Origin of the sequence: Poritiphilus flavus, from assembly GCF_009901585.1 — a bacterium.
In the GTDB taxonomy this organism is placed as follows: Bacteria; Bacteroidota; Bacteroidia; order Flavobacteriales; family Flavobacteriaceae; genus Poritiphilus; species Poritiphilus flavus.
This window is the reverse complement of the sequence record NZ_WXYO01000006.1, coordinates 282,426-305,529: the sequence shown is the minus strand read 5'-3', so window position 1 is coordinate 305,529 and position 23,104 is coordinate 282,426. Positions and strand designations below refer to the sequence as shown.

Genomic DNA, 23,104 nt, shown 5'->3' with positions numbered 1-23,104 from the left:
TACCGCGGTTTGCAGCCGCGATCCAGATACTATTGTATTATGATCCCGGCTGCTTCCGCCAAATAAAATTAACTAACAAACTACTTCAAAAATACAAAATTTGGAATATTTCCAAAAATTTAACTGGAATATTTCCATAATTAGGAATATTTCCATATTTTTGGATTAATTACAAAAAAGGGCTTATGTTATCCACAGAAATCAATCAAAAACTCAACGTATTTGCAAGGGCCGGAATGCGGGATCAGACGCATTTTACGAAACGACAGCGATCCAATCACAAATGGACTTCAGCGACAAAAGAGAAGATTCAAACCCCTGTGGTAAGATCCCGAAATCATAAGAACAAGCAATTAACCTTATTCGATATATTATGAATACTGCAAAGATCCTGATCTACGATGGAAGCTTCAATGGTTTTCTCACGGCCGTATTTACTGCCTTTCAGGAAAGACTGACCTTATCGGACATCCGCAGAAAAGCACGCGGACAAAATGATCTGTTCTCGGAAACTCACACCATATTCACCCAGATGGACAAGGCCAAACGGGTATGGAAAGGTATGGAGAGAAAGAATCACAGTGCGTTGAGAAACAGTTATTTCGCCTTTTTAAGTGAAACCAAAAACGTTGAGATGCTTGTCTATAACTATATATGTAAGATGTTTGGTCGCAGAAATGCGGTAGACGAATATCATCCGGATATGGTTACGCAAAAAATAGGGCAGCTTGCCCGCATGGTAGAGCGGGAAAAGCAGTATCTGGAAGCATCCATAGACTTTCAGCTTTCCGGAGATGGTATCTATTTCGCAGCGGTACGCCCTGATTTTAACGTACTTCCATTGATCTCAAAACACTTTCGGTCCAGATTTGGCGATCAACCGTGGATGATCTATGATCTAAAAAGGAATTATGGGTTGTTCCAGGATGGAGGAGAATCCAAAATTGTTTCGCTGGACTCGACTAAAATGGAACTGGAAACTGCTCCAAATGGACATTCGCTGAACATCAGGGAACATATTTCACCGGATCTATGGCCGATTCATAGTGGGAAGACGGATGTCAGAACAAAGGCCAACGGCAAGTTCAACCGCCAGAGAGCCAGGTGGAGATACAGAGGAGAGAAAGAGGCCGTTTGATCAAGGACGTTTTTCGAAACTATTTATTACCTCAAAGAAATCTGCACTCATTTTTTCCTTATCGATATCGCTGTAATACTTCAGTTTTTTGGAGCCATTGTCCTTAGAGGTCTCAACCTCCGTTACTGTCGCCCATTCCGGGTGAAGATATGCTTCAATAAGTGCCAGATCCCAGAGCGTCCTTTCGGTTCTTCCACCGTCGAGATGGGTATACCAGCGGTCGATTAGGAATTTGCCGATCGTATTGGAAGAAATCATCTCCCTGGTTTTTTCAAAATTGAATTTCATTTTAGCTCCAACGTTAATCGGCATAACGAACATTTCCACTTCAGAAAACAAAAGCACATCCAGGGCATAAGGATCCATCAGGCTGTTGAAATCATGCCTTCGCAGAATTCCATTCTCAAAATCGTAGGTCGTCCCGAACCAGTAAAGGGTTAGTTTTGAGGCAATACTCTCATCGAGGTAGATGGCGGATGCCACATTAGTTAAAGCGCCCAGGGCTATCACGGTAAGCCGTTCGCCTTCGGGAAGTTCTTTGGCCAAACGAATGATCTCATAGGCTGCTGCAGAATGCTGCGCCCTGTCTCCCCAGTCATACATCCTGGCAATCCCTCCCCTATTCGCCTTGAGTTGCAGACCAAGCTCCCCCAACAACATTTGATTCAGTCTGTGACTGTTTTCCATGGACTTTGGAAGTGTCCAATGACTGGTTTGCCAGTGTGTAGCATTCAGGCCCATGATCTCAAGATCATCTTCCAGCAAAATGCGGGCAAGAGCGTAAAGATCGTCCACCTCATTGCCGGTGTCGGCATCCAGCAAGACTTTCCCCCTGGCCTGAGATAAAACCACAAAAGGTAAAAAAACAAAGGTAAATAAGAAGGCAGCAATCAATGAGTTTGGCTTAAGGAACATAGCGGTAATTTTAGATTTCTCCGTGAATATATTCCTATACCATTTACCATCAAAATGAAATGCTTCTAAATTCCGTTTTAGCTCTCAAAACCGTACCTTTGCAACTTTGTCTAAAGGAATGATATCGTACGAGGAAAATATTGAAGTCAGGGGCGCCCGGGTTCACAATCTAAAGAACATAGATGTGACCATCCCCAGGGAAAAACTAGTAGTAATCACCGGGCTCTCCGGAAGCGGCAAATCCTCGCTTGCTTTTGATACGATCTATGCCGAAGGACAAAGGCGTTATATAGAAACTTTTTCTGCCTATGCCCGCCAATTCCTCGGTGGACTGGAAAGACCGGATGTAGATAAAATAGACGGACTCTCTCCCGTAATTGCCATAGAACAAAAAACCACCTCAAAATCACCAAGATCCACCGTGGGTACCATTACCGAGGTATATGACTTCCTGAGGTTGTTATTCGCACGGGCGGCGGACGCTTATAGCTACAACACCGGTGAAAGGATGGTGAGCTATAGCGATGAGCAGATCAAAGACCTTATCAAATCCGCTTATTCCGAGAAAAAAATAAATATACTAGCCCCGGTTATCAAATCGAGAAAAGGTCATTATCGCGAATTGTTTGAGCAGATCGCCAAGCAGGGATTTGTCAAAGTAAGGGTAGATGGTGAGATAAAGGATATCGTCAAGGGCATGAAGGTAGACCGATACAAAACCCACGATATTGAAATTGTCATTGACCGCCTAAAAGTATCCGATACTGAGGATCTGGACAAACGACTGTCTGAGAGTATCAATACGGCTATGTATTCGGGAAATGACGTGTTAATGGTATTGGAGGCGGAAGAAAGTGTTCCAAGGTATTTTAGCCGGGATCTTATGTGTCCTTCAACCGGGATCTCCTATCCTACCCCGGAACCCAACACCTTTTCTTTCAATTCTCCCAAAGGTATGTGCAAGAAGTGTAACGGCCTGGGACATGTATATGAAGTTAATGAGCACAAGATAGTCCCGGATAAAAAACGTTCCATACAAAATGGCGGGATAGCGCCATTGGGTGAGTACAAAAAGTCATGGGCTTTTAAACAATTGGAGACGATTGCCAAACGATATGGATTTGAGCTCAGCGATCCTATAGAGAAAATTCCGGAAGAAGCCTTACAGATCATTCTATATGGTGGGGAGGAACACTTTGAAGTAGATTCAAAGACCCTGGGTGTAAAACGCTCTTACAATATAGATTACGAAGGTATAGCCAATTTCATTCAAAATCAGTATCAACAGGCAGATTCTACTTCTATAAAACGTTGGGCCAAAGAGTTTATGGACAGAAAGACTTGCCCGACCTGTAATGGATCACGACTGCGGACTGAGTCGCTTTATTTTAAGATAGGCGGAAAGAATATTGCTGAACTCGCCCAAATGGATATCGCTGAACTGGCCGCATTTTTTAATGAATTGGATGCCAGGCTCGAAGGCAATCAGAAGAAGATCGCTGAAGAGATCATTAAGGAAATTAAGGCCAGGCTTAGTTTTCTGCTTGACGTAGGTCTGGATTATCTATCGCTTAACAGAAGCTCTAAATCCCTTTCTGGTGGGGAAGCACAGCGAATCAGGCTGGCCACACAGATAGGTTCCCAACTGGTTGGGGTCTTGTACATTCTGGACGAACCCAGTATAGGTTTACACCAGAGGGATAACGGCAGGCTCATACGCTCTCTGGAATCGCTCAGGGATATAGGGAATTCAGTGATCGTTGTGGAACACGACAGGGATATGATCGAAAGCGCCGACCATGTTATAGATATTGGTCCTGAAGCCGGAAAGCACGGAGGAGAGATCATATCTGAAGGGAGGCCCGAGGAACTTATGAGTCATGGCACCCTGACAGCGGACTATATCAGCGGAGAAAAGGAAATTCCCGTCCCGAAAAAAAGGCGCAAAGGCAATGGGAAACAGATTGTACTTTCGGGCTGTACCGGCAATAATCTTAAGAATGTCACCGTTAAAATCCCGTTAGGTAAGATGATTGGTGTTACCGGGGTTTCCGGAAGTGGTAAGTCTACCCTCATCAACGAGACCCTTTATCCTATTATGAATGCCCATTATTTTAACGGTGTGAAAAAACCCATGCCGTATAAGAGCATCCAGGGATTGGAGCATATTGACAAGGTCATTGATATCAATCAATCCCCTATAGGCAGGACCCCTCGTTCCAACCCGGCAACCTACACCGGGGTGTTCAGTGAGATCCGTGCTTTATTCGCGAAGACTCCGGAAGCTGCAATAAGAGGCTATAAGCCAGGCAGGTTCAGTTTTAATGTTAAGGGAGGAAGATGTGAGACCTGTCAGGGCGGTGGTCTGAGAGTCATAGAAATGAACTTTTTGCCTGATGTATATGTAGATTGTGAAACCTGTAATGGAAAGCGCTTCAACCGGGAAACGCTTGAGATCCGATATAAGGGAAAGTCAATTTCTGACGTTTTGGAGATGACCATAAACGAGGCGGTCGACTTTTTTGAAAAGATCCCAAAGATCTACCGCAAGTTGAAAACAATACAGGACGTAGGTCTGGGTTATATTTCTTTAGGCCAGCAATCTACCACCCTTTCAGGAGGCGAGGCACAAAGGGTAAAGCTGGCGACAGAACTCTCTAAAAGAGATACGGGGAATACCTTTTACATCCTCGATGAACCAACCACAGGCCTTCATTTTGAGGATATCAGGGTTCTAATGGAAGTTTTGAACAAATTAGTAGACAAAGGAAATACTATTTTGGTCATTGAGCACAATATGGACGTTATTAAGATGGTAGATCATATCATAGACATAGGATATGAAGGCGGAAGAGGTGGTGGTACGATTGTTGCGGAAGGAACCCCGGAAGAAGTGGCTGCTGACTTGAAGAGTTATACGGCCCAATTCCTGATCAAAGAACTTGAACCCTCCAGAGGAAAGGCATTGAGTACGACGAATTCTTAAACATATCTCCCCCGATAAGATCCTAAGCGAAATAGTAAAATCTGATTATGAGAAAAGAACAACATCATAAAGGGTGGAACGAGATCAAAACCAATGATTCCTGGGCGATATTTAAGATCATGGGAGAATTTGTAAACGGTTTTGAAAAAATGAGTGCCATAGGCCCCTGTGTATCTATCTTCGGTTCGGCCAGGACCAAAGAAGACGGAAAATACTATCAGTTGGCCGTAAGCATTGCAAAAAAAGTGTCCGAAGCGGGTTATGGTATCATAACCGGTGGCGGGCCCGGGATCATGGAAGCCGGTAATAAAGGAGCTAATCTGGCAGGAGGGACTTCTGTGGGCTTAAACATCGACCTGCCCTTCGAACAGCATGATAATCCTTTCATTGACGAGGATAAGAGTCTGGATTTTGACTACTTCTTCGTTAGAAAAGTAATGTTCGTTAAATATTCCCAGGGATTTGTGGTTATGCCCGGAGGATTCGGGACCCTGGATGAGCTTTTTGAAGCAATAACTTTGATCCAAACCAATAAAATTGGAAAATTCCCGATTATTCTAGTAGGCTCTGAATTTTGGGAAGGCCTTTTAGCCTGGGTCAAAACTACAATGCTAAATGCAGGAAATATCAGCCCAAAAGATATGGATCTGATCCATATGGCTGATACTGAAGAGGAAGTTGTTGAGATCATTGACGCATTTTATAAGGGGCATATGTTGAGCCCCAATTTTTAGTTGTAATGTCCGAAAAAAAAGTTGCGAATCTATATTTATTGCCACTGCTTATTGCCAGTATCCTACTGGCAGATCTGGGCTATTCGCAGCATATAAATACCATTACAGCAACCCTGGAAGAGGAAACCCAGGAGATCAACATTCAGCAGGAGTTTATCTACACCAATCACACCAATTTTCCTTTAGACACGCTCTATTTCAACGATTGGGCGCATGCCTACTCCAACAAAAATACTGCACTGGCTAAGCGTTTTGCAGATGAATTTAAAAAGAGTCTGCATCTCGCAAAAGACAAGGAACGCGGAGCGACAGAGATCTTCAGTATTGTAGACGATGAATATCGCGCCTTGCTTTGGAACAGGACAGAGGGAAGGGATATCGTAAGGATCATCCTGAACTCCACCTTAAAGCCCCAGAGTTCTGTTAAGATATTCATTACTTATACCGTTAAACTGCCCCCGAACCGGTATACCCCCTATGGCTATGATCCGCGTGGAGGGTATTATCTCAAGGATTGGTACTTAACCCCTGCGGTGTTTGAACGAGGAAAATGGGAATTGTATTCCAACAAAAACCTCGAAGACCTCTATACGGATATTACCGACACCAATATAAACTTCACCTTCCCGGACTCCCTATTCCTGGGAACCAACTTAAATGAGATCAGCGTCACTCAATTCCCGAATAGTCAGAATGCTTCTATAAGAGGAAAGAACAGGTTAAGCTGCGATATCATACTCAATCCTAATAAGAAATTCATAAAACATGTCACCCCCCACCTGATCGTAGTGACAGACATTAAGGCCAACAAGTATGACGAAGTATTACAAGGAGTATCCATTAACAGGGTAACCAAATTCATTCATGAAAACCTTGGCGACTTTCCCTATGAACAGTTGCTGGTAAGTGAAATTGACTTTGATAAGAATCCGCTTTACGGATTGAACCAGTTGCCTTCTTTCATCAGGCCCTATACCAACCAATTTCAGTTTGAGATGAAGTTTCTCAAGACTGCCCTGCGAAGTTATATGAAGGAAACCATTTTTCTCAATCCGCGTAAAGAGAAATGGGTCACCGATGCGCTGGTGAATTATCTGATGATCAAATATGTAGAGGATTTTTACCCCAATCAGAAATTGCTTGGAAAGCTGGCCAACGTCTGGGGAGTACGGAGCTTTCATCTTGCAGAGATGGACTTTAATGAACAGTATCCCTTTCTCTATATGTTCACGGCCAGAAGAAACCTGGATCAGGCCCTGATTACACCAAATGACTCTCTGATCAAATTCAACCAAAAGATCGCGAATACCTATAAAGCCGGTTTGGGGCTCTCATATCTTGCAGCCTATATAGGTAAGGAGAATATTGACGCCAGTGTGATGGAATTCTATGAAACCTATAAACTGAAACGGGTAAGTTCGCTCTACTTTGAAAATATCCTGAAGCGCAACTCGGATAAGGACATCGACTGGTTTTTCAAAACCTACGTAGGTACCAGTAAGCGCATTGATTACAAGATCAAGAAAGTAAGGAAGACAGAAGATTCCATCAACCTGATCTTAAAGAACAAAACAGGTACCAATGTACCCATTTCACTTTTTGGAATCAACAAGGATTCGGTGGTCTCCAAGTACTGGTTCCCCGATGTAGAATCGGAGAAATCCATAACCATACCGCGAAAGGGCGAAGAGCGTCTGGTACTGAACTATGATCAAAAGATCCCGGAGTTCAACCAGCGGGATAACTGGAAAACCCTGAACGGTTTTTTCTCCAGCAATAAAAAGATCAAATTACAATTCTTTAAAGATTCCGAAGACCCTTATTACAACCAGATATTCTTTATGCCCATCGCGAATTTCAATATTTACGACGGGTTAACCCCAGGAATTCGCTTTACCAATAAAACTCTGCTAGAAAGGCCTTTTATTTTTGATATTGCTCCCCAGTATGCCCTGTTGGAGCAATCTTTGGTAGGCTATGGTCGATTTAACTACCGTAAATACCACGGCAAAAGCGGCTTATTTGTGACCAACTATGCTCTGGGCGGTTCAACATTCCATTTTCAGGAAAATTCCCGCTACAGTACCATCACCCCATCCGTTACCTTTGGATGGCGGCCCGCAGACCTGATCTCCAATCACAGGAATACGCTGGTATTCCGCTATGTCAATGTTTTCAGGGATATTGATGAAAACCTGGAATTGGAAACAGATCCGGATTACAGCGTTCTCAACGTGCGTTTCAATAATTTCAACAACGGGATCATCGATTACTTTGCCTGGTTCGCTGACGCCCAGCACTCCGCGGATTTTAGCAAGCTGGCTTTCAACCTGGAGTACAGAAAACTGTTCCAGAATAATACACAGTTCAACATTCGCTTCTTTGCCGGGAAATTCCTGAGGAATAAAACGGATTCCGACTTTTTCAGCTTTGCCCTGGACAGGCCCACAGACTATCTGTTCGATTACAACTATCTCGGAAGGTCTGAAGATTCCGGGATCACCAGTCAGCAGATCATTATTGCCGAAGGTGGTTTTAAATCCCAACTGGAAAACCCATTTGCCAACGACTGGATGGCAACTACTAACTTGAGTTTTAGCCTATGGCGCTGGATAGAACTCTATGGAGATGCAGGTCTTGTTAAAAACAAAGGTGTAAACACCCGTTTTGTTTACGACTCCGGGATCCGTCTGAATCTGGTAACCGATTTCTTCGAATTGTACTTCCCACTTTACTCCAACAACGGTTGGGAGATCGCGCAACCCAATTACGACGAAAGGATACGTTTTGTGGTGACCTTAAGCCCGCGTACGCTCATTGGGCTTTTTACCAGGAAGTGGTTCTAATTTATTGAGGATATCTCAGTATATCAAATTTTTGTTGAAACATTTTCAACAAAAATAGTTTCAAATGCTTCTTTTTTAGTAAATATTTAATAATTATCTCTTTTGCAAAATTGCAAAAACGGTTCTGTTTTGGTATTTTTGTGGAAAATCCACCCGGGCCAATGAAAGTAAAACTACAGACCAGCGACGACATTTCCTTTGAAGATTTCAGGGCGCAGATCCTGCAAGACTACAAAGTAGCCGTCACAAGTCGGGAATGTAGTTTGCTCGGGCGCCGTGAGGTACTCACCGGTAAGGCCAAATTCGGAATTTTCGGTGATGGTAAAGAGCTTCCTCAACTCGCAATGGCGCGGGCTTTCAGGGATGGGGATTTCAGAAGTGGTTATTACAGGGATCAGACCTTCATGATGGCCCTTGGATTCCTGAATCCCAAAGACTTTTTCCACGGCCTTTATGCCACGACAGACATTGAAAAAGAACCCATGAGTGCCGGAAGGCAGATGGGAGGGCACTTTGTCACCTACAGCATCAACGAAGACGGAAGCTGGAGGGATCTTACCAAACAAAAAAACAGCAGCGCTGATATCTCATGTACCGCCGGACAAATGCCCAGGTTATTGGGCCTGGCTCAGGCTTCTAAGATATACAGGCACAACAAGGAGTTAAATTCCGAGAAGTTTTCAGATAAGGGGAACGAAGTCGCCTGGGGCACCATAGGAAATGCAAGCACCAGTGAAGGGCATTTTTTCGAGACTGTAAATGCCGCAGGGGTTCTGCAAGTGCCTATGGTTATCGGGATCTGGGATGATGAATACGGAATTTCAGTCCCCGCGAAATATCACACTACCAAAGGCAATATCTCCGAAATACTAAAAGGGTTTCAGCGGGATGAAGAAACCCCCGGCTACGAGCTGTTTACGGTAAAAGGATGGGACTATACCGCTCTTATCCACGCCTTTGAGAATGCTTCTGATATCGCGAGAGAAGAACATGTTCCTGTAATCATACACGTTACGGAACTCACACAACCGCAAGGGCATTCTACTTCAGGATCCCACGAGCGTTATAAGAGCCCCGAACGCCTGGAATGGGAAAAGGAAAATGACTGTAACAAGAGATTCCGGGAATGGATACTTGAAAACAACATTGCAGGGGAGGAAGAGCTTATAGAGCTCGAAAAGGCCATAAAGAGAGAAGTAAGAGCAGCAAAAAAAGAAGCCTGGTCTGAATTCCTTAGCCCGCATCGGGAAGCAAAGAAAGAATTGGTTCAACTGCTGGAAAACGCTTCGGAAAACAGCAGTAACAGGGTTTTCATTACACGTATAAAGAACGACCTGATCGCCATAGACGAGCCTTTGAAAAAGGATTTGCTTGCAAAGAGCAGAAAGGCACTGAGATACCTCCTCGGAGAAGAATCTAAGGAAAAAGAGGCCTTAAGACGATGGATAGATGAGTTCCTGCTCGAAGTGCAACCCAAATTCAGTTCGCACCTATATTGCGAATTACCAACAAACGCTACCGCAGTAGAAGAGGTTAAACCCGACTATTCTCAAGAGTCGGAAATGGTGGATGGCCGTATAATTTTACGCGATAACTTCGATGCCTTATTTGAAAAATATCCCGAAGCCCTTGTATTTGGTGAGGATAGCGGAAATATCGGAGATGTAAACCAGGGGCTTGAAGGGCTGCAAAAAAAATACGGAGAAATACGGGTCTCTGATACAGGTATCCGGGAGACCACCATTATTGGTCAGGGTATCGGATTGGCATTACGTGGCTTGCGTCCCATAGCGGAAATCCAGTATCTGGACTATTTGCTTTACGCCTTGCAGACTTTGAGTGACGACCTGGCTACGCTACTTTATAGAACGGTGGGGAAACAGAAAGCGCCACTAATTGTAAGAACCAGAGGGCATCGCCTGGAAGGGATCTGGCATTCAGGTTCTCCCATGGGCGGACTGATACATCTGCTAAGAGGAATGTACATACTTGTCCCCAGGAATATGACCAAGGCCGCAGGTTTTTACAACACCCTGATGAAAAGTGATGAACCCGCACTGGTCATTGAAAGCCTGAACGGGTATCGACTAAAAGAACCCAAGCCCGAGAATCTTGGGGAACTATGCACTCCTATTGGGGTAGTTGAAACCGTCAGGGCAGGATCAGATATCACCTTACTCTCCTATGGATCTACATTACGGATCGTAACTGAGGTTGCCCGGGAGCTGGTTGAGGTAGGCATAGATGCCGAGGTCATAGATGCCCAAAGTCTGTTGCCGTTCGACCTGAACAATGATGTCGCCAAAAGTGTGAAGAAGACAAACCGCCTGCTGATCATCGACGAGGATGTACCGGGGGGTTGTGCGGCCTATTTGCTACAGGATATCATAGAAAGACAGGGTGCCTATCGCTATTTAGACAGCGCTCCGCAGACCCTGACCTCCAAGGCTCACAGACCTGCTTACGCTTCGGATGGTGACTACTTCTCCAAACCCAATGCGGAAGATATTTTTGAAAAAGTGTACGAAATAATGCACGAATCTAACCCGGAGGACTTCCCAAAACTTCGATAGCCCGACAACCTTGTTCTGAGCTACTTTTCTGAATCGGGTTTTTGTTATATTTAGGGCCAAAAGCAGCTATGTTTTTAGTCTTCCCGGATTTCAATATTTTCAGTACCCCTTTACTGGTCCTGGTAAGCCAGGGAGTTATCTTCGGGATTTTGCTGCTTTCGCGATATAGCAAACGAAGGATTATTTCCGATCTATTTCTGGGACTTCTTGTTCTTATTACCTGTTATCACAGAACAAGTTATACCATAGGTTTCATGGATTGGTATGACACCTATAGGAATACCAAAGTGAATTATTACCTAATTTATCTGGGACTGGCCATAGGCCCACTCATTTATCTTTATGTGCGCTCGGTAACCACTTCGGACTTCCGGTTTAAAAAGAAGGACCTGTATCATTTCCTTCCGGTGCTGTTATACTTCATCTACAGGATCTTTATCCTTCTTTACGACGTCGGTCAACCCGGGTTTGCGGACAAACAAAATGGTATTCTTATGGAAAGCCTGGATATGGGTTATATGGGTGTTTTCTGGGAAGCGGTCTATATTTTCCAACATCTGCTGTACCTCGCGTTTACCCTGCAACTCTTTTTCCAATACAAAAAACAGATCCAGGAATACTTCTCCAACACCTACCGCCTGGAATTGAACTGGATAAAGACCTTTCTGTACCTGCACAGCTTTCTGTTCCTATACTGGGTACTGCAGCAATTCGTTGACCTTAGTGTTTTTGAGCTAAGCTGGATACAACGCTGGTGGTATCAGCTTATCTCTGCAATGGTGATAATTTATGTGGGTATTAAGGGGTATTTTACGGACACCACTACCCTGCACGGACTGGATTTTAAACCAGGAAATAGGCAGTCGGTTATAAAAATCAAGGAGCAAAACACCACAGCCGCGCATGCTGTCCAGGAACCAGGGATAGAGGAACAAAAGTTAGTAGTTCTCAATTATCTTGAAAAAGAAAAGCCCTATTTGGATGCAGATCTGAACCTGAGGGACCTGGCTTTGGGTTTGAATATGTCCAGAAGCCAATTGTCTGAAGTGATCAATATGGGATTCCAGAAAAATTTCAACGACTTCATTAACGGCTATCGCGTTAACGCCATGAAAGACAAGTTAGCGGAAGGACGTCACAAGCAACTCTCACTTCTAGGTATCGCTTTTGAATGCGGTTTCAATAGCAAGGCCACTTTCAACCGTGTATTTAAAAAAATTACGAACTCCTCCCCGACCGAGTATCTCAAAACCTTGTCTTAATACCCTATTACTTCCCGAATGAGACGTCTCAAATCGTATTTGAGACCTGCCCGTACACTTTGGGTCGCCCAACTTTGACCTAATCCTGAGATTTGTGCCGTTCAACAAAAATCAATCAGGATGATGAAAATACTAAAACAATTGATCAAGCCAGTCCTTCAAAACCACTGGATCGCAGATGCCGTTTTTGCTTTAATACGATTTATCGGGGGAATGATAATCGCTCTGGAATTCGGCGCACCAAAATTTGGAATGCCCTGGACAGATGATGATCGCAACCTGGACTTTTTTGAGGTAGTAGCCTGGTTTCCGGAAGATGTGGCAGCCTATGGCGGAATATTTGCGTTAGCCCCGGTATTCTTTGCATGGATGGGGGCATTTAGTGAGGCTGTAGGAGGGCTTTTTCTCGCTCTTGGATTGAAGACGAGGGTAGCATCTTTCCTCATTATGTGTACCATGTTGGTCGCAATTTTCTGTCAGAAATGGGGAGGAAGCACCTGGGGTTTGTTACCCGCGGCCAGTTTTCTATGGATCTCAGTATACAACCTCTATCTGGGATCAGGCAGATTTGGTCTGGATTATCTAATAAGCAAAAGACTGAATAATGCATCACAAAAGTGACCGCCCGGGAAGGGCACAATAATTCCCTGGCATCAATTCATTTCTAAACCATTCAAAATAAAATCAAGATCATGAGAAAAGAAAACATCATTTATGCACTGTGCAGTTCAATTTTGTTCTTTAGTTGTGTTCAGGAAACCCACTTAAAAGAGGTAACCTTTAAAGTAGATATGCGAGCTGTGGACAGTGTCTCGGCTGTCGGGATCCGCGGACAATTCACAGATCCTGCCTGGAGGGTGAAAGTACCTATGACCGACGATGACGGCGATGGAATATATGAGACCACAATATCTGAGAAAACCGCGCAAAATTCTGTGGCGTTCAAATTTGTAAACCGCGATTCGATCTTTGAATTGCAAGGTAAAGACAACCGATATCTAAAGTTTGAATACAGACCTCAAAAACTGGTTCTGGAGGCCGTATTTGATGAGTTGGGAACTCAACAGTTATTGGAAACAAACTAACCGCTTCAGGTAAAAAGTCAAATTTCTGTTACCACTAAGCAGCTTAATTCCTTTACTTTGAGATATTATTCAATTTCTTACAGGCAGCGGACGGCGGCCGAGGTTTAAGTAATGGAAATTAAAGAGATCATTGAAGGATTCTTTGGCTATAAGGTTACTTCCGTAAGCCAACTTGAAGGTTACGACAGTATAAACTACAAAATTGTTTGTTCGAAAGGTTCCTTCGTGCTCAAACAATACCCCGACAGCGAAGAGACCCGAGGATTATTGAAGGCTGAAAATGAGGTATTACAGACCCTTAGTACCCTGCCTTACGATTTTCCAGAACCTGAGCTTACCAGGGATCAGCAAGCAATTTTTGAGAAAGGTGACTGTCTTTTCAGATTGTTGTCTTATGTGGAAGGTACCTTTTTAGGAGATGTATCACATGAAGAGGAACTGCTACATTCCTTTGGCCGATTCCTGGCAGAGATGGACAACGCCCTCCTCGACTGTAAACAAGCGGAAATTCTTGCCAAGGAGACCCGATGGGACCTCAAGCACTTCGGGATCAATCGTCCTTACCTTAATTATATTGAGGATGCCGGGAACAGGAACCTGGTAGACTATTTTTATCTGCAGTATGAACAACAGGTTCTTCCGATCAGCCATCGGCTTAGAAAGAAAATAATTCACAACGACGCCAATGATTGGAATGTGCTTACCAGGGAAAATCGCGTAAGCGGTATCATCGATTTTGGGGATATGTGTCACAGCTGGTTAATCAACGAACTTGCAGTGGCCCTCACTTATGTCATGATGCATAAAACCCGTCCTCTGGAAATTGCTTCCAGTGTTATCGCAGCTTATCAGCAAGTCTTACCGCTTGAGGAGGTCGAGCTGGAGGTGTTGTATTTCCTGATCGGCGCCAGGCTGGCCACCAGCGTTTGTAATTCCGCTAAAACCAAGCTGGACAAACCGGACTCAGAATATATCACCATTAGCGAAAAACCGGCCTGGGAGCTGCTTCGGAAATGGCTTGAGATCGGTCCAATTGCAGCAGAAAATGCCTTTAAAAAGGTTTGCGGTTGGGAAATTGAGGTCACGCCAATCGAGAAACAGTTGGATCAACGCCATCTGTATTTCAGCGATTCACTTTCGCTGAGCTACCGGAACCCGATACAGATGAAAAGGTCCGCTTTCCAGTATATGTACGACATACATGGAAATTCATTTCTGGATGCCTACAATAATATTATGCTTGCAGGGCATTGCCACCCCAAAGTAGTCCGTGCGGGGCAGCGGGCCATGTCCGTCCTTAATACCAATACCAGGTATCTCTACGACAGCTTGTATCGCTATACCGAAAAACTGTTGAACCTCTTTCCCGATTCACTGAATAAGATCTTCTTTGTGAATTCCGGGAGTGCTGCCAGCGATCTGGCCATAAGGTTAGCCAGAACACATACCCGCAAGAATAAGATCATGGTCCTGCAAGACGGATACCACGGCAATACAGCTACAGGTATCCAGATCAGTCCGTACAAATACCACAAGCTGGATAAGGAATATCACAACCCTGACATCCTTGAGTGTGAATTGCCAAAGGCGTTTAATTCCGGTTATGAAGAGGCCGAAGCAGGGGCTTATTTTGCTAAAAGATCCGTAGAACTTTTGCAAAAAAACCAGGGTGAAATTGCCGCCTTTATCGCCGAGCCGATAGTTGGCTGTGGCGGGCAGGTCCCCCTTGCAAAGGGATACTTGCAAACGGTCTATCCTGAGGTCAGATCGCAGGGAGGCGTGTGCATTAGTGATGAGGTGCAGGTGGGTTTTGGAAGGCTGGGGGATCATTTCTGGGGTTTTGAAATGCACGAGGTCGTTCCGGATATCGTTATTCTTGGTAAGCCTATGGGCAATGGGCATCCCATAGGAGCCATAGTCACTACTTCGGAGATCGCAGCAAGCTTTGATCACGGTCCGGAGTTCTTCAGTTCCTTTGGAGGAAATCCGGTCTCATGCGCGATTGGAGAAGCCGTTCTTGATGTTATAGAAGAAGAGCGCTTACAGCAAAAAGCTAAGACTGTCGGTAATTTCCTGAAAAGCGGCCTCGAAGAACTCGGAAAGCGGTATGCTGAGATTGCGGATGTTCGGGGTAGCGGAATGTTCCTTGGGGTAGAACTCCTGGATCTTCAGGGAAAACCATATACTGAACTGGCCAACCACCTAAAAAATGAACTTAGAGAAAATTTTATCCTTATCGGTACAGATGGGCCTTTTGATAATGTGCTGAAAATCAAACCCCCACTGTCATTTAATGAAAATGATGCCAGAATATTGCTGGATAGGATGACTTCCATAATGGAAAATCGTGCCTAGCTTATTCAAAAATTTCAATACATTTATACCGAAACGAAGATGAAATTTAATGACCTCGAACTTTAAGAATAGTCTGGGACTTGCCCTTTTAAGGGTATTATCCTCCGTAATGCTTCTGACCCATGGCATACCGAAAGTAAAGAAATTACTCAACGGCAATTTTGAATTTGCGGACCCTATAGGAATCGGGGCTACACCCTCCCTCTTCCTTACCACACTTGCTGAGTTCGTATGCCCGATTCTGATCATTATAGGCTTTAAAACGCGCTGGGCAGCAATTCCTCCTGCCATATCGATGTTCGTAGCCGCGTTTTTCTTCCACTCGGCGGATCCTTTCGGAGCCAAGGAAAAACCCCTGCTCTTCTTGTTGATATTCCTGGTGCTGGTGCTGACCGGGCCGGGCAAATTCAGCATAGACAGGAAGTAAATCAACTTAGTTTAGCAAGTAATTCCTTGAGTAGTTCTGATTGGGAGATATTGTTTGCTCCTACCCCTTTTCCTTTCATATCCAGCTCCCTTAGGACAGAAACGATCTGACTCGTTTTCTTCATAGGATAGTTTCGGGCGGCAACCTGGAATTCCGAAACGAAATAAGGATTGATCCTTAAAGTACCGGCGACATTCTTTGGTGAGTGATCCTGTAAACCATGGTATTGCAGTAACTGGGAGAAAAAGTTATAGAGCAAAGTGATGGTTACAACAAATGGGTTATCCCTGGGATTCTGGGCAAAATAGTTGATGATACGAGTGGCTTTAGTGAGGTCCTTTTCTCCAATAGCCTTTTTCAATTCAAAATTATTGTAATCCTTGTTGATCCCAATATGCTTTTCGATCACGGCAGGGGTAATTTCAGATTTTTGAGGCAGTACCAAACGCAGTTTTTCCAACTCGTTTGAAATTCTGCTGAGGTCGGTTCCCAAAAACTCAACTAACAATCCTGAAGCCTTGTGCGTGATGCTATATCTTTTGCCAAGCAACATTTTTCGGATCCATTCGGCAACCTGGTTTTCGTATAGTTTCTTGCTTTCGAATACCACTCCCCCATTATCCCGGATCGTTTTATACAATTTCTTGCGCTTGTCTATCTTCTTGTATTTGTAACAGATCACCAGTACAGTTGAAGGTTGAGGCGATTCCGCATACTTCGCAAAATTTTCAATAGTCCGGGACAGGTGTTGCGCTTCTTTTACGATAACCACCTGCTTTTCGGACATCATGGGATATCTTTTGGCGCTGCCAATGACCGCATCCACATTAGTCTCCTTTCCATAAAGCACCAACTGGTTAAAACCACGTTCCTCTTCGGTCAGTACGTTCTTTTCAATATACTCTGCGATCTTGTCAATAAAATAAGGCTCTTCACCCATTAAAAAGTAAATGTGCTTTACCGCCCCGTTCCTTATATCATTAACAATTTGCTTTACTTCGTCCATCCAAAAAAAAACTCCAAATTTGCGCTATGCAACGCCTTAATTTCCCGTCCTACCAGTTTCGCTTCAAAAATAGCGAAAATAAAATCCGGATTTTCGACCTGATCCGTAAAAAGTTCGTGGTCCTGCAGCCGGAGGAATGGGTAAGGCAGCATACCCTTCATTTTCTGATATTTACCAAGAAATATCCAGCCAGCCTGATCAATGTAGAAAAGCAATTAAAGATCAACAAACTAAATAAGCGATACGATATCGTGGTCTACGAACCAGACGGGAGCATCCGAATACTGGTTGAATGCAAATCCCCTGATATCACAGTAGATCAGTCTACCTTTGACCAAATAGCCAGGTATAACCTGCAATTAAAGGCCAGGTTCCTGATGGTTACCAATGGGCTGGATCATTTTTTTGCCGAAATGGACTTTGAGCAAGAAAAGTATCGCTTTTTGCAGCATATTCCTGATTTTAGCCGTTAATTTGCAAGCATTTTGAAACTTGCCGTTGTCATACTTAATTGGAATGGCGCTGAACTTCTCCGCCGTTATCTGCCCTCCGTAATACGCTATTCAGAGGGAGTTGATATATACGTTGCCGATAATGCTTCTACCGATGATTCCGTGGACATGCTCCAAAGGGAATTCCCGGACATCAAAGTGATCCGGAACAGCACTAACGGTGGCTTTGCAAAGGGCTATAACGACGCCTTACAAGAGATTGATGCGGACATCTTTTGCCTGTTGAATTCAGATGTGGAAGTTAGTGAAGGATGGCTGGCACCGGTTTTGAATACTTTTGAAACACGCCCGGACATCGCCATCATTCAACCAAAGATCCTCGATCTTCTTAAACCGGATTATTTTGAATATGCCGGGGCGGCCGGAGGTTTCCTGGATCAGTTTGGTTATCCTTTTTGCCGGGGCAGGATCTTTCAGGTTCTGGAAAAAGATGAGGGGCAATACAACGACCAGCGGGAGATCTTCTGGGCCACTGGTGCCTGCATGTTTATCCGGAGTGAAGTGTTCCGCGATCTCGGAGGTTTTGACGAGGATTATTTTGCACATCAGGAAGAGGTAGACCTGTGCTGGCGTGCATGGAATGCCGGATATAAGGTATTCTATGTGGGCACCTCTAAGGTGTATCATCTGGGAGGTTCTACACTGAGTAATATGAACCCGAAAAAGACATTTCTAAACTTCAGAAACTCCCTTTTCTCCATCACAAAGAACCTGCCGAGAAAAAAGGCCTTTCCTATTATCCTGGCCCGTTTGCTTCTGGATGGCATTGCAGCGATACGATTTATTTTGCAATTCAAAGTAAACCATTGCCTGGCCATATTTCATGCGCATCTCAGTTATTATAAGCGCTTTAGGAAGATGTACCGGAAAAGGGAAAAAGCTAATTTTATACTAAAGTATTATGCCACAAAATCCATTGTGTGGTCTCATTTCGTACATCAGATAAGTAAATTTAACATTTTAGTAAAAGATTAACTAATTTTGAGAAATCATGGGGTAGCAATTTCTCTAATTTTGCTGCCGCGCCCTACATACATTACGAATAACAAACAATTAATATTAGAAACAAGTATTATGAAAAAAATCATCCTAGGCTGTTTGGGAATAACACTTCTGTTATCTTCCTGTGTCTCTCAAAAAAAATACGCTGACTTAGAGGCAAAGCACAAAGAAACTCAAGACCTTTTGAATTCCGCCACGGTAAAACTTAATACCTGTCTGGAAGAGAAGGCTACGGCAACCACCAGAATGAAGACCCTGGAAGACCAGAATGCCTTCCTTAAAGCAAACAATCAGGAATTGATTAACAATATGGGGAACCTGACTACCCTGACCACCAAAGGGGCAGAAAACCTGGAAAAATCATTGGAAAGCCTCAAAGAAAAGGACCTGACCATTCGCAAACTTCAGGATGCGATCACCAGAAGAGATTCTGTTAACCTCGCTTTGGTACAAAGTCTTAAAGGAGTGTTAGGCAATCTTGATGATGAAGATATCGAGATCAGTGTAGAGAAAGGTGTGGTCTTTGTTTCTATTTCTGATAAGCTGTTATTCAGCAGCGGTAGCTACAACGTTACCAGCAGGGCGAAAGAAGTACTTGGTAAGGTTGCTCAGGTAGTAAACAACAAACCTGATTTTGAGTTTATGGTAGAAGGGCACACAGACGATGTACCTTACCGCAAGGGAGTACTTTTAGACAACTGGGACCTTAGTGTTAAGCGTTCCACAGCGGTAGTAAGAATACTTCAGAACGATTACGGTGTGGACCCTAAGAGGATGACCGCGGCAGGTCGCGCTGAATACGTTCCCGTATCTCAAAGCGAAAAATCTAAAAACCGAAGAACAAGGATAGTTGTACTTCCAAAGATCGATCAATTCTATAGCATGATTGAAGAAGGAATGAAAGATCCGGCAATTAATAACTAGAAATTCAACAGAATAGCTTAATTTTACAACACGGCCAAACTACTTAGTTTAGGCCGTGTTTTTGTTTCAGACCAGCCAGCTTCCATTGTAAGATCTCAAGATACTATTTGAAACGTGAAACCGTTGTTTTATTATGAGAGGAATTCTACTGCTGTTCTGTGTATCTCTTTTTGCCTACTCCTGTAGTACTCTCGGCCTGGGATCCAAACAGGCTGTAAAGTCTGGTAAGGCACCAACAAAAGTTAAACCCTACGACAAAATAATCGGCAAAGAAGCTGTTAGCAGTAGCGGCCTTTTTGATGTACACCAGGTTGGGGACAAGTATTATTTTGAAATTCCAGACAGTATCCTAAACCGTGAGATACTGGTAGTAACCCGCTTTATAAAAACTCCCGCAGGAGCCGGTAACTATGGTGGAGAGGAAATTGGAGATAAGACCATTGTACTGGAAAAAGGGCCTCAAAACAAGATCTTCCTAAGAATATCCACACTGGTAAGCGCTGCTGATGAAAACGATGCTATCGCACAAGCCGTAAACAACTCCAGCGTCACTCCCATCTTGGAGGCTTTTGAGATTAAGGCCGTTAATGAGGACAAACAGAGCTCGCTGATTGAAGTCACCAGTTTTGTGAACAGCGATAACTCACTTCTGGCCCTTAGCCCGGCTCAAAAAAACGCTTACAAACTCACAAGCCTTGAAAAAGATAAGTCCTTTATTAAAGAGATCAATTCCTTTCCGATCAATACAGAAATACGGACGGTAAAGACCTACAAATCCAAATCAGTTTCTAAAAAGGACAAAAGGGCGCTGCCTGCAGCCGCCTTGTCCGGCGTTGTTACCCTGGAGCTGAATAATTCGTTTATTCTGCTTCCAAAGGAACCTATGAAGAAGCGCATTTACGACCCAAGGGTCGGTTATTTTGCAAGTTCCTACCTGGAATACGGAGACGATCAGCAGCAGGTAAATCAAAACATTTACATCCATCGCTGGAGGCTGGAACCCAGAGATGAAGACCGGGCCAAATGGGAAAAGGGAGAGTTGGTTACCCCCAAAAAACCCATTGTATTCTATTTAGACCCTGCTACGCCAAAGAAATGGCGGCCGTACCTCATCAAGGGGATCAACGATTGGCAGGAGGCTTTTGAACAGGCAGGTTTCAAGGATGCCATTATTGGAAAAGAATGGCCTGAGAACGATCCTTCGATGAGCCTGGAAGATTCTCGCTTCTCCGTACTGCGCTATTTCGCCAGTTCGGCTAAGAATGCATACGGACCCAACATTACAGATCCGAGGAGTGGTGAGATCCTGGAGAGTCATATTGGATGGTATCACAATGTCATGACCCTGGTGCACAACTGGTATATGATCCAGGCCGGGGCGGTGGATGAGCGTGCCAGGAAAATGCGCTTCGATACGGATCTTATGGGTGAGCTCATACGATTTGTCTGTGCTCATGAAGTTGGGCATACCCTGGGACTTAGACATAATATGGCGGCCAGTCATGCCACGCCTGTGGAAAAACTTCGGGATGAAAACTGGTTAAAAAAATACGGTCACAGCAGTTCGATCATGGATTATGCGCGATTTAATTATGTGGCACAGCCTGAAGATTCCATTGCCCCGGAATATCTGAGACCCAGAATTGGCGATTATGACCGATGGGCCATTCAATGGGGTTACTCAGGCTTTGCTGAGACTTATTCGGAAACGGAAGAAAAGGAATTACTGAATGCCATGGTAACGGATAGTATTAGAGGTAACCAACGTCTTTGGTTTGGCGGTGAAGGAAGGGACTTTGATCCCAGATCACAGAGTGAAGACCTTGGGGATCATGCGGTTATCGCCAGCAATTACGGCATCATGAACCTGCAGCGTATAGTGCCCTATCTTACCCAATGGACCAAAGAGCGGCAGAGTGATGATTATACCAATCTGGACCTCATCTATAAGGATCTCATCAAACAATATGACAACTACCTGTTCCATGTTGTAAAAAATATTGGAGGTATCTACGTCACTCCCAAAACAATGGGCGAAGAAGGTGAGGTATACCTGCCGGTGCCGAAAAGTGTTCAAAAAGAAGCGCTGGTATTTCTGGACAATCATATTTTTCACGAACCGGATTGGCTGTTACCCAATGATATTCTGAACAATATACAGTCGCCCCGCTCTAAAGAAGCTGTTACCCGTAGTATGGAAAGTGTGATGCTTAATCTCTTAGGCGGAAGCCGATTGAGCAGGATGACCTTTATCACTGAAAGATACCGGGATATTGACACCTACCGGCCCGAGGAATACCTGGACGATCTGCATTTCCTGGTCTGGGGTGAAATGAATGTTTTCTATCAGGCGAATACATACAGAAGAAAGCTTCAAAAGGCCTATGTAGACAATCTCATCGCACTTTATAAACCCAAGAAGGCCAAGGGAGCCATATCTGGTATCCTATCGAAACTTTCAGAGGATTTTACCAGTAACACGGACGTAAGATCACTGGCCCTGGATCAACTGATTCAACTTCAGGGAGAGATCAAAGGGACTATCCCAGTGATCACCCACAGGATGACGAAAGCACATCTGAGGTATCTGGAAAAAGAGATCGAAGAAGTTATAGGAGAGGTCTGGGAAACCGATGATTTTATACCTCCTTATAATCCTGATATTTCCATCAAGTCTAACGGGAAAAACTAAACCAGCGAGCGGTTCAGTATTAAAAAATATCTATAGCACCTTTTCCTTCCCTTAGTATTTCAGGTTCCGAACCGGACAGGTCTACAACAGTAGAGGCGAGATTGCCTCCATAGCCACCATCGATCACTACATCTACGATATTACCCCACTTTTCATAGATCAACTCCGGATCCGTGGTATATTCAAGAATATCGTCCTCATCTCTGATAGAGGTTGATACGATTGGATTACCCAGGGCTTTTACAAGTTCCCTGGCTATGGCATTATCCGGGATTCGAATTCCAACGGTTTTCTTGGATTTAAAATCCTTAGGTAAATTATTGCCTCCGGGAAGAATAAAGGTATACGGGCCGGGAAGAGCTCTTTTCAATATCTTGAAAGTTGGAGTATCTATTTGGCGTACATAGTCCGATAGGTTACTAAGATCCGCACATATGAAGGACCAATTGGCCTTTTGCAGCTTAACCCCCTTGATCCTTGCGATTTTCTCCAGAGCCCTGGACTTTGTAATATCGCAGCCCAGACCGTAGACGGTATCTGTAGGATAGACAACCAGCCCCCCTGATCGAAGTACCTCCACTACCCTGTCGATCTGCCTGGGACTGGGATTATCTTCATATATCTTAATGAGTTCAGCCATAACGCGT

Annotated in this window: 18 protein-coding genes; 15 read left to right on the top strand and 3 right to left on the bottom strand. The window is 44.1% G+C overall.

Features of this window, described 5'->3' with window-relative positions; genetic code table 11:
- The first annotated feature begins 185 nt into the window (after positions 1 to 185).
- Positions 186 to 377: a hypothetical protein gene (locus GTQ38_RS14035; RefSeq protein ID WP_161436174.1), complete on the top strand. Its 192-nt coding sequence runs from the start codon at positions 186 to 188 to the stop codon at positions 375 to 377.
- Positions 374 to 1,138: a TIGR03915 family putative DNA repair protein gene (locus GTQ38_RS14030; RefSeq protein ID WP_161436173.1), complete on the top strand. Its 765-nt coding sequence runs from the start codon at positions 374 to 376 to the stop codon at positions 1,136 to 1,138. Before GTQ38_RS14035 ends, GTQ38_RS14030 begins: the two co-directional genes overlap by 4 nt.
- On the opposite strand, the gene GTQ38_RS14025 is transcribed toward GTQ38_RS14030, so the two are convergent.
- Positions 1,139 to 2,053 carry a nucleoside hydrolase gene (locus GTQ38_RS14025; RefSeq protein ID WP_161436172.1) on the bottom strand — a complete coding sequence of 305 codons (915 nt, stop codon included), beginning with the start codon at positions 2,051 to 2,053 and terminating at the stop codon, positions 1,139 to 1,141.
- Between the two features lie 118 nt (positions 2,054 to 2,171).
- Here GTQ38_RS14025 and uvrA point away from each other — a divergent pair, with 118 nt between their 5' ends.
- The 9 genes from uvrA to GTQ38_RS13980 all read left to right on the top strand — a co-directional run bounded on the left by uvrA (position 2,172) and on the right by GTQ38_RS13980 (position 16,321).
- The gene (uvrA, locus tag GTQ38_RS14020; protein WP_161436171.1) at positions 2,172 to 5,039 is read left to right on the top strand and encodes an excinuclease ABC subunit UvrA; all 2,868 of its coding nucleotides are present in this window, start codon (positions 2,172 to 2,174) and stop codon (positions 5,037 to 5,039) included.
- A gap of 47 nt (positions 5,040 to 5,086) precedes the next feature.
- Positions 5,087 to 5,773 carry an LOG family protein gene (locus GTQ38_RS14015; protein WP_161436170.1) on the top strand — a complete coding sequence of 229 codons (687 nt, stop codon included), beginning with the start codon at positions 5,087 to 5,089 and terminating at the stop codon, positions 5,771 to 5,773.
- Between the two features lie 5 nt (positions 5,774 to 5,778).
- On the top strand, positions 5,779 to 8,619 hold the full coding sequence (locus GTQ38_RS14010; RefSeq protein WP_161436169.1) for a gluzincin family metallopeptidase: 2,841 nt from the start codon (positions 5,779 to 5,781) through the stop codon (positions 8,617 to 8,619).
- Between the two features lie 161 nt (positions 8,620 to 8,780).
- A complete protein-coding gene (locus tag GTQ38_RS14005) occupies positions 8,781 to 11,192 on the top strand; it encodes an alpha-ketoacid dehydrogenase subunit alpha/beta (protein ID WP_161436168.1) in 2,412 nt (803 codons plus the stop codon).
- A 68-nt stretch (positions 11,193 to 11,260) separates the two neighbouring features.
- Positions 11,261 to 12,454 (top strand): helix-turn-helix domain-containing protein, encoded by a 1,194-nt coding sequence (locus tag GTQ38_RS14000; RefSeq protein ID WP_161436167.1) that lies wholly within the window; start codon positions 11,261 to 11,263, stop codon positions 12,452 to 12,454.
- A gap of 120 nt (positions 12,455 to 12,574) precedes the next feature.
- Positions 12,575 to 13,075, top strand: coding sequence for a DoxX family protein (locus GTQ38_RS13995; protein WP_161436166.1), 501 nt, complete (start codon positions 12,575 to 12,577; stop codon positions 13,073 to 13,075).
- 71 nt (positions 13,076 to 13,146) lie between these two features.
- Complete coding sequence (locus tag GTQ38_RS13990) at positions 13,147 to 13,539, top strand: hypothetical protein (protein WP_161436165.1); 393 nt, start codon at positions 13,147 to 13,149, stop codon at positions 13,537 to 13,539.
- 111 nt (positions 13,540 to 13,650) lie between these two features.
- Positions 13,651 to 15,894: an aminotransferase class III-fold pyridoxal phosphate-dependent enzyme gene (locus GTQ38_RS13985; RefSeq protein WP_161436164.1), complete on the top strand. Its 2,244-nt coding sequence runs from the start codon at positions 13,651 to 13,653 to the stop codon at positions 15,892 to 15,894.
- Between the two features lie 49 nt (positions 15,895 to 15,943).
- Positions 15,944 to 16,321: a DoxX family protein gene (locus GTQ38_RS13980; RefSeq protein ID WP_161436163.1), complete on the top strand. Its 378-nt coding sequence runs from the start codon at positions 15,944 to 15,946 to the stop codon at positions 16,319 to 16,321.
- Position 16,322: 1 nt separating this feature from the next.
- Here GTQ38_RS13980 and holA read toward each other — a convergent pair whose 3' ends face one another.
- Positions 16,323 to 17,327 (bottom strand): DNA polymerase III subunit delta, encoded by a 1,005-nt coding sequence (gene holA, locus GTQ38_RS13975; protein ID WP_161436162.1) that lies wholly within the window; start codon positions 17,325 to 17,327, stop codon positions 16,323 to 16,325.
- A 26-nt stretch (positions 17,328 to 17,353) separates the two neighbouring features.
- Here holA and GTQ38_RS13970 point away from each other — a divergent pair, with 26 nt between their 5' ends.
- The 4 genes from GTQ38_RS13970 to GTQ38_RS13955 all read left to right on the top strand — a co-directional run bounded on the left by GTQ38_RS13970 (position 17,354) and on the right by GTQ38_RS13955 (position 22,457).
- Positions 17,354 to 17,800, top strand: a complete 447-nt coding sequence (locus GTQ38_RS13970; protein ID WP_161436161.1) for a type I restriction enzyme HsdR N-terminal domain-containing protein — start codon at positions 17,354 to 17,356, stop codon at positions 17,798 to 17,800.
- A gap of 12 nt (positions 17,801 to 17,812) precedes the next feature.
- Positions 17,813 to 18,814, top strand: coding sequence for a glycosyltransferase family 2 protein (locus GTQ38_RS13965; RefSeq protein WP_161436160.1), 1,002 nt, complete (start codon positions 17,813 to 17,815; stop codon positions 18,812 to 18,814).
- A gap of 99 nt (positions 18,815 to 18,913) precedes the next feature.
- Positions 18,914 to 19,765 carry an OmpA/MotB family protein gene (locus tag GTQ38_RS13960; protein WP_161436159.1) on the top strand — a complete coding sequence of 284 codons (852 nt, stop codon included), beginning with the start codon at positions 18,914 to 18,916 and terminating at the stop codon, positions 19,763 to 19,765.
- Between the two features lie 133 nt (positions 19,766 to 19,898).
- On the top strand, positions 19,899 to 22,457 hold the full coding sequence (locus GTQ38_RS13955) for a zinc-dependent metalloprotease (RefSeq protein WP_161436158.1): 2,559 nt from the start codon (positions 19,899 to 19,901) through the stop codon (positions 22,455 to 22,457).
- A 19-nt stretch (positions 22,458 to 22,476) separates the two neighbouring features.
- Here the strand turns inward: GTQ38_RS13955 and GTQ38_RS13950 are convergent, their stop codons facing one another.
- Complete coding sequence (locus GTQ38_RS13950; protein ID WP_161436157.1) at positions 22,477 to 23,097, bottom strand: L-threonylcarbamoyladenylate synthase; 621 nt, start codon at positions 23,095 to 23,097, stop codon at positions 22,477 to 22,479.
- Positions 23,098 to 23,104 lie beyond the last annotated feature (7 nt).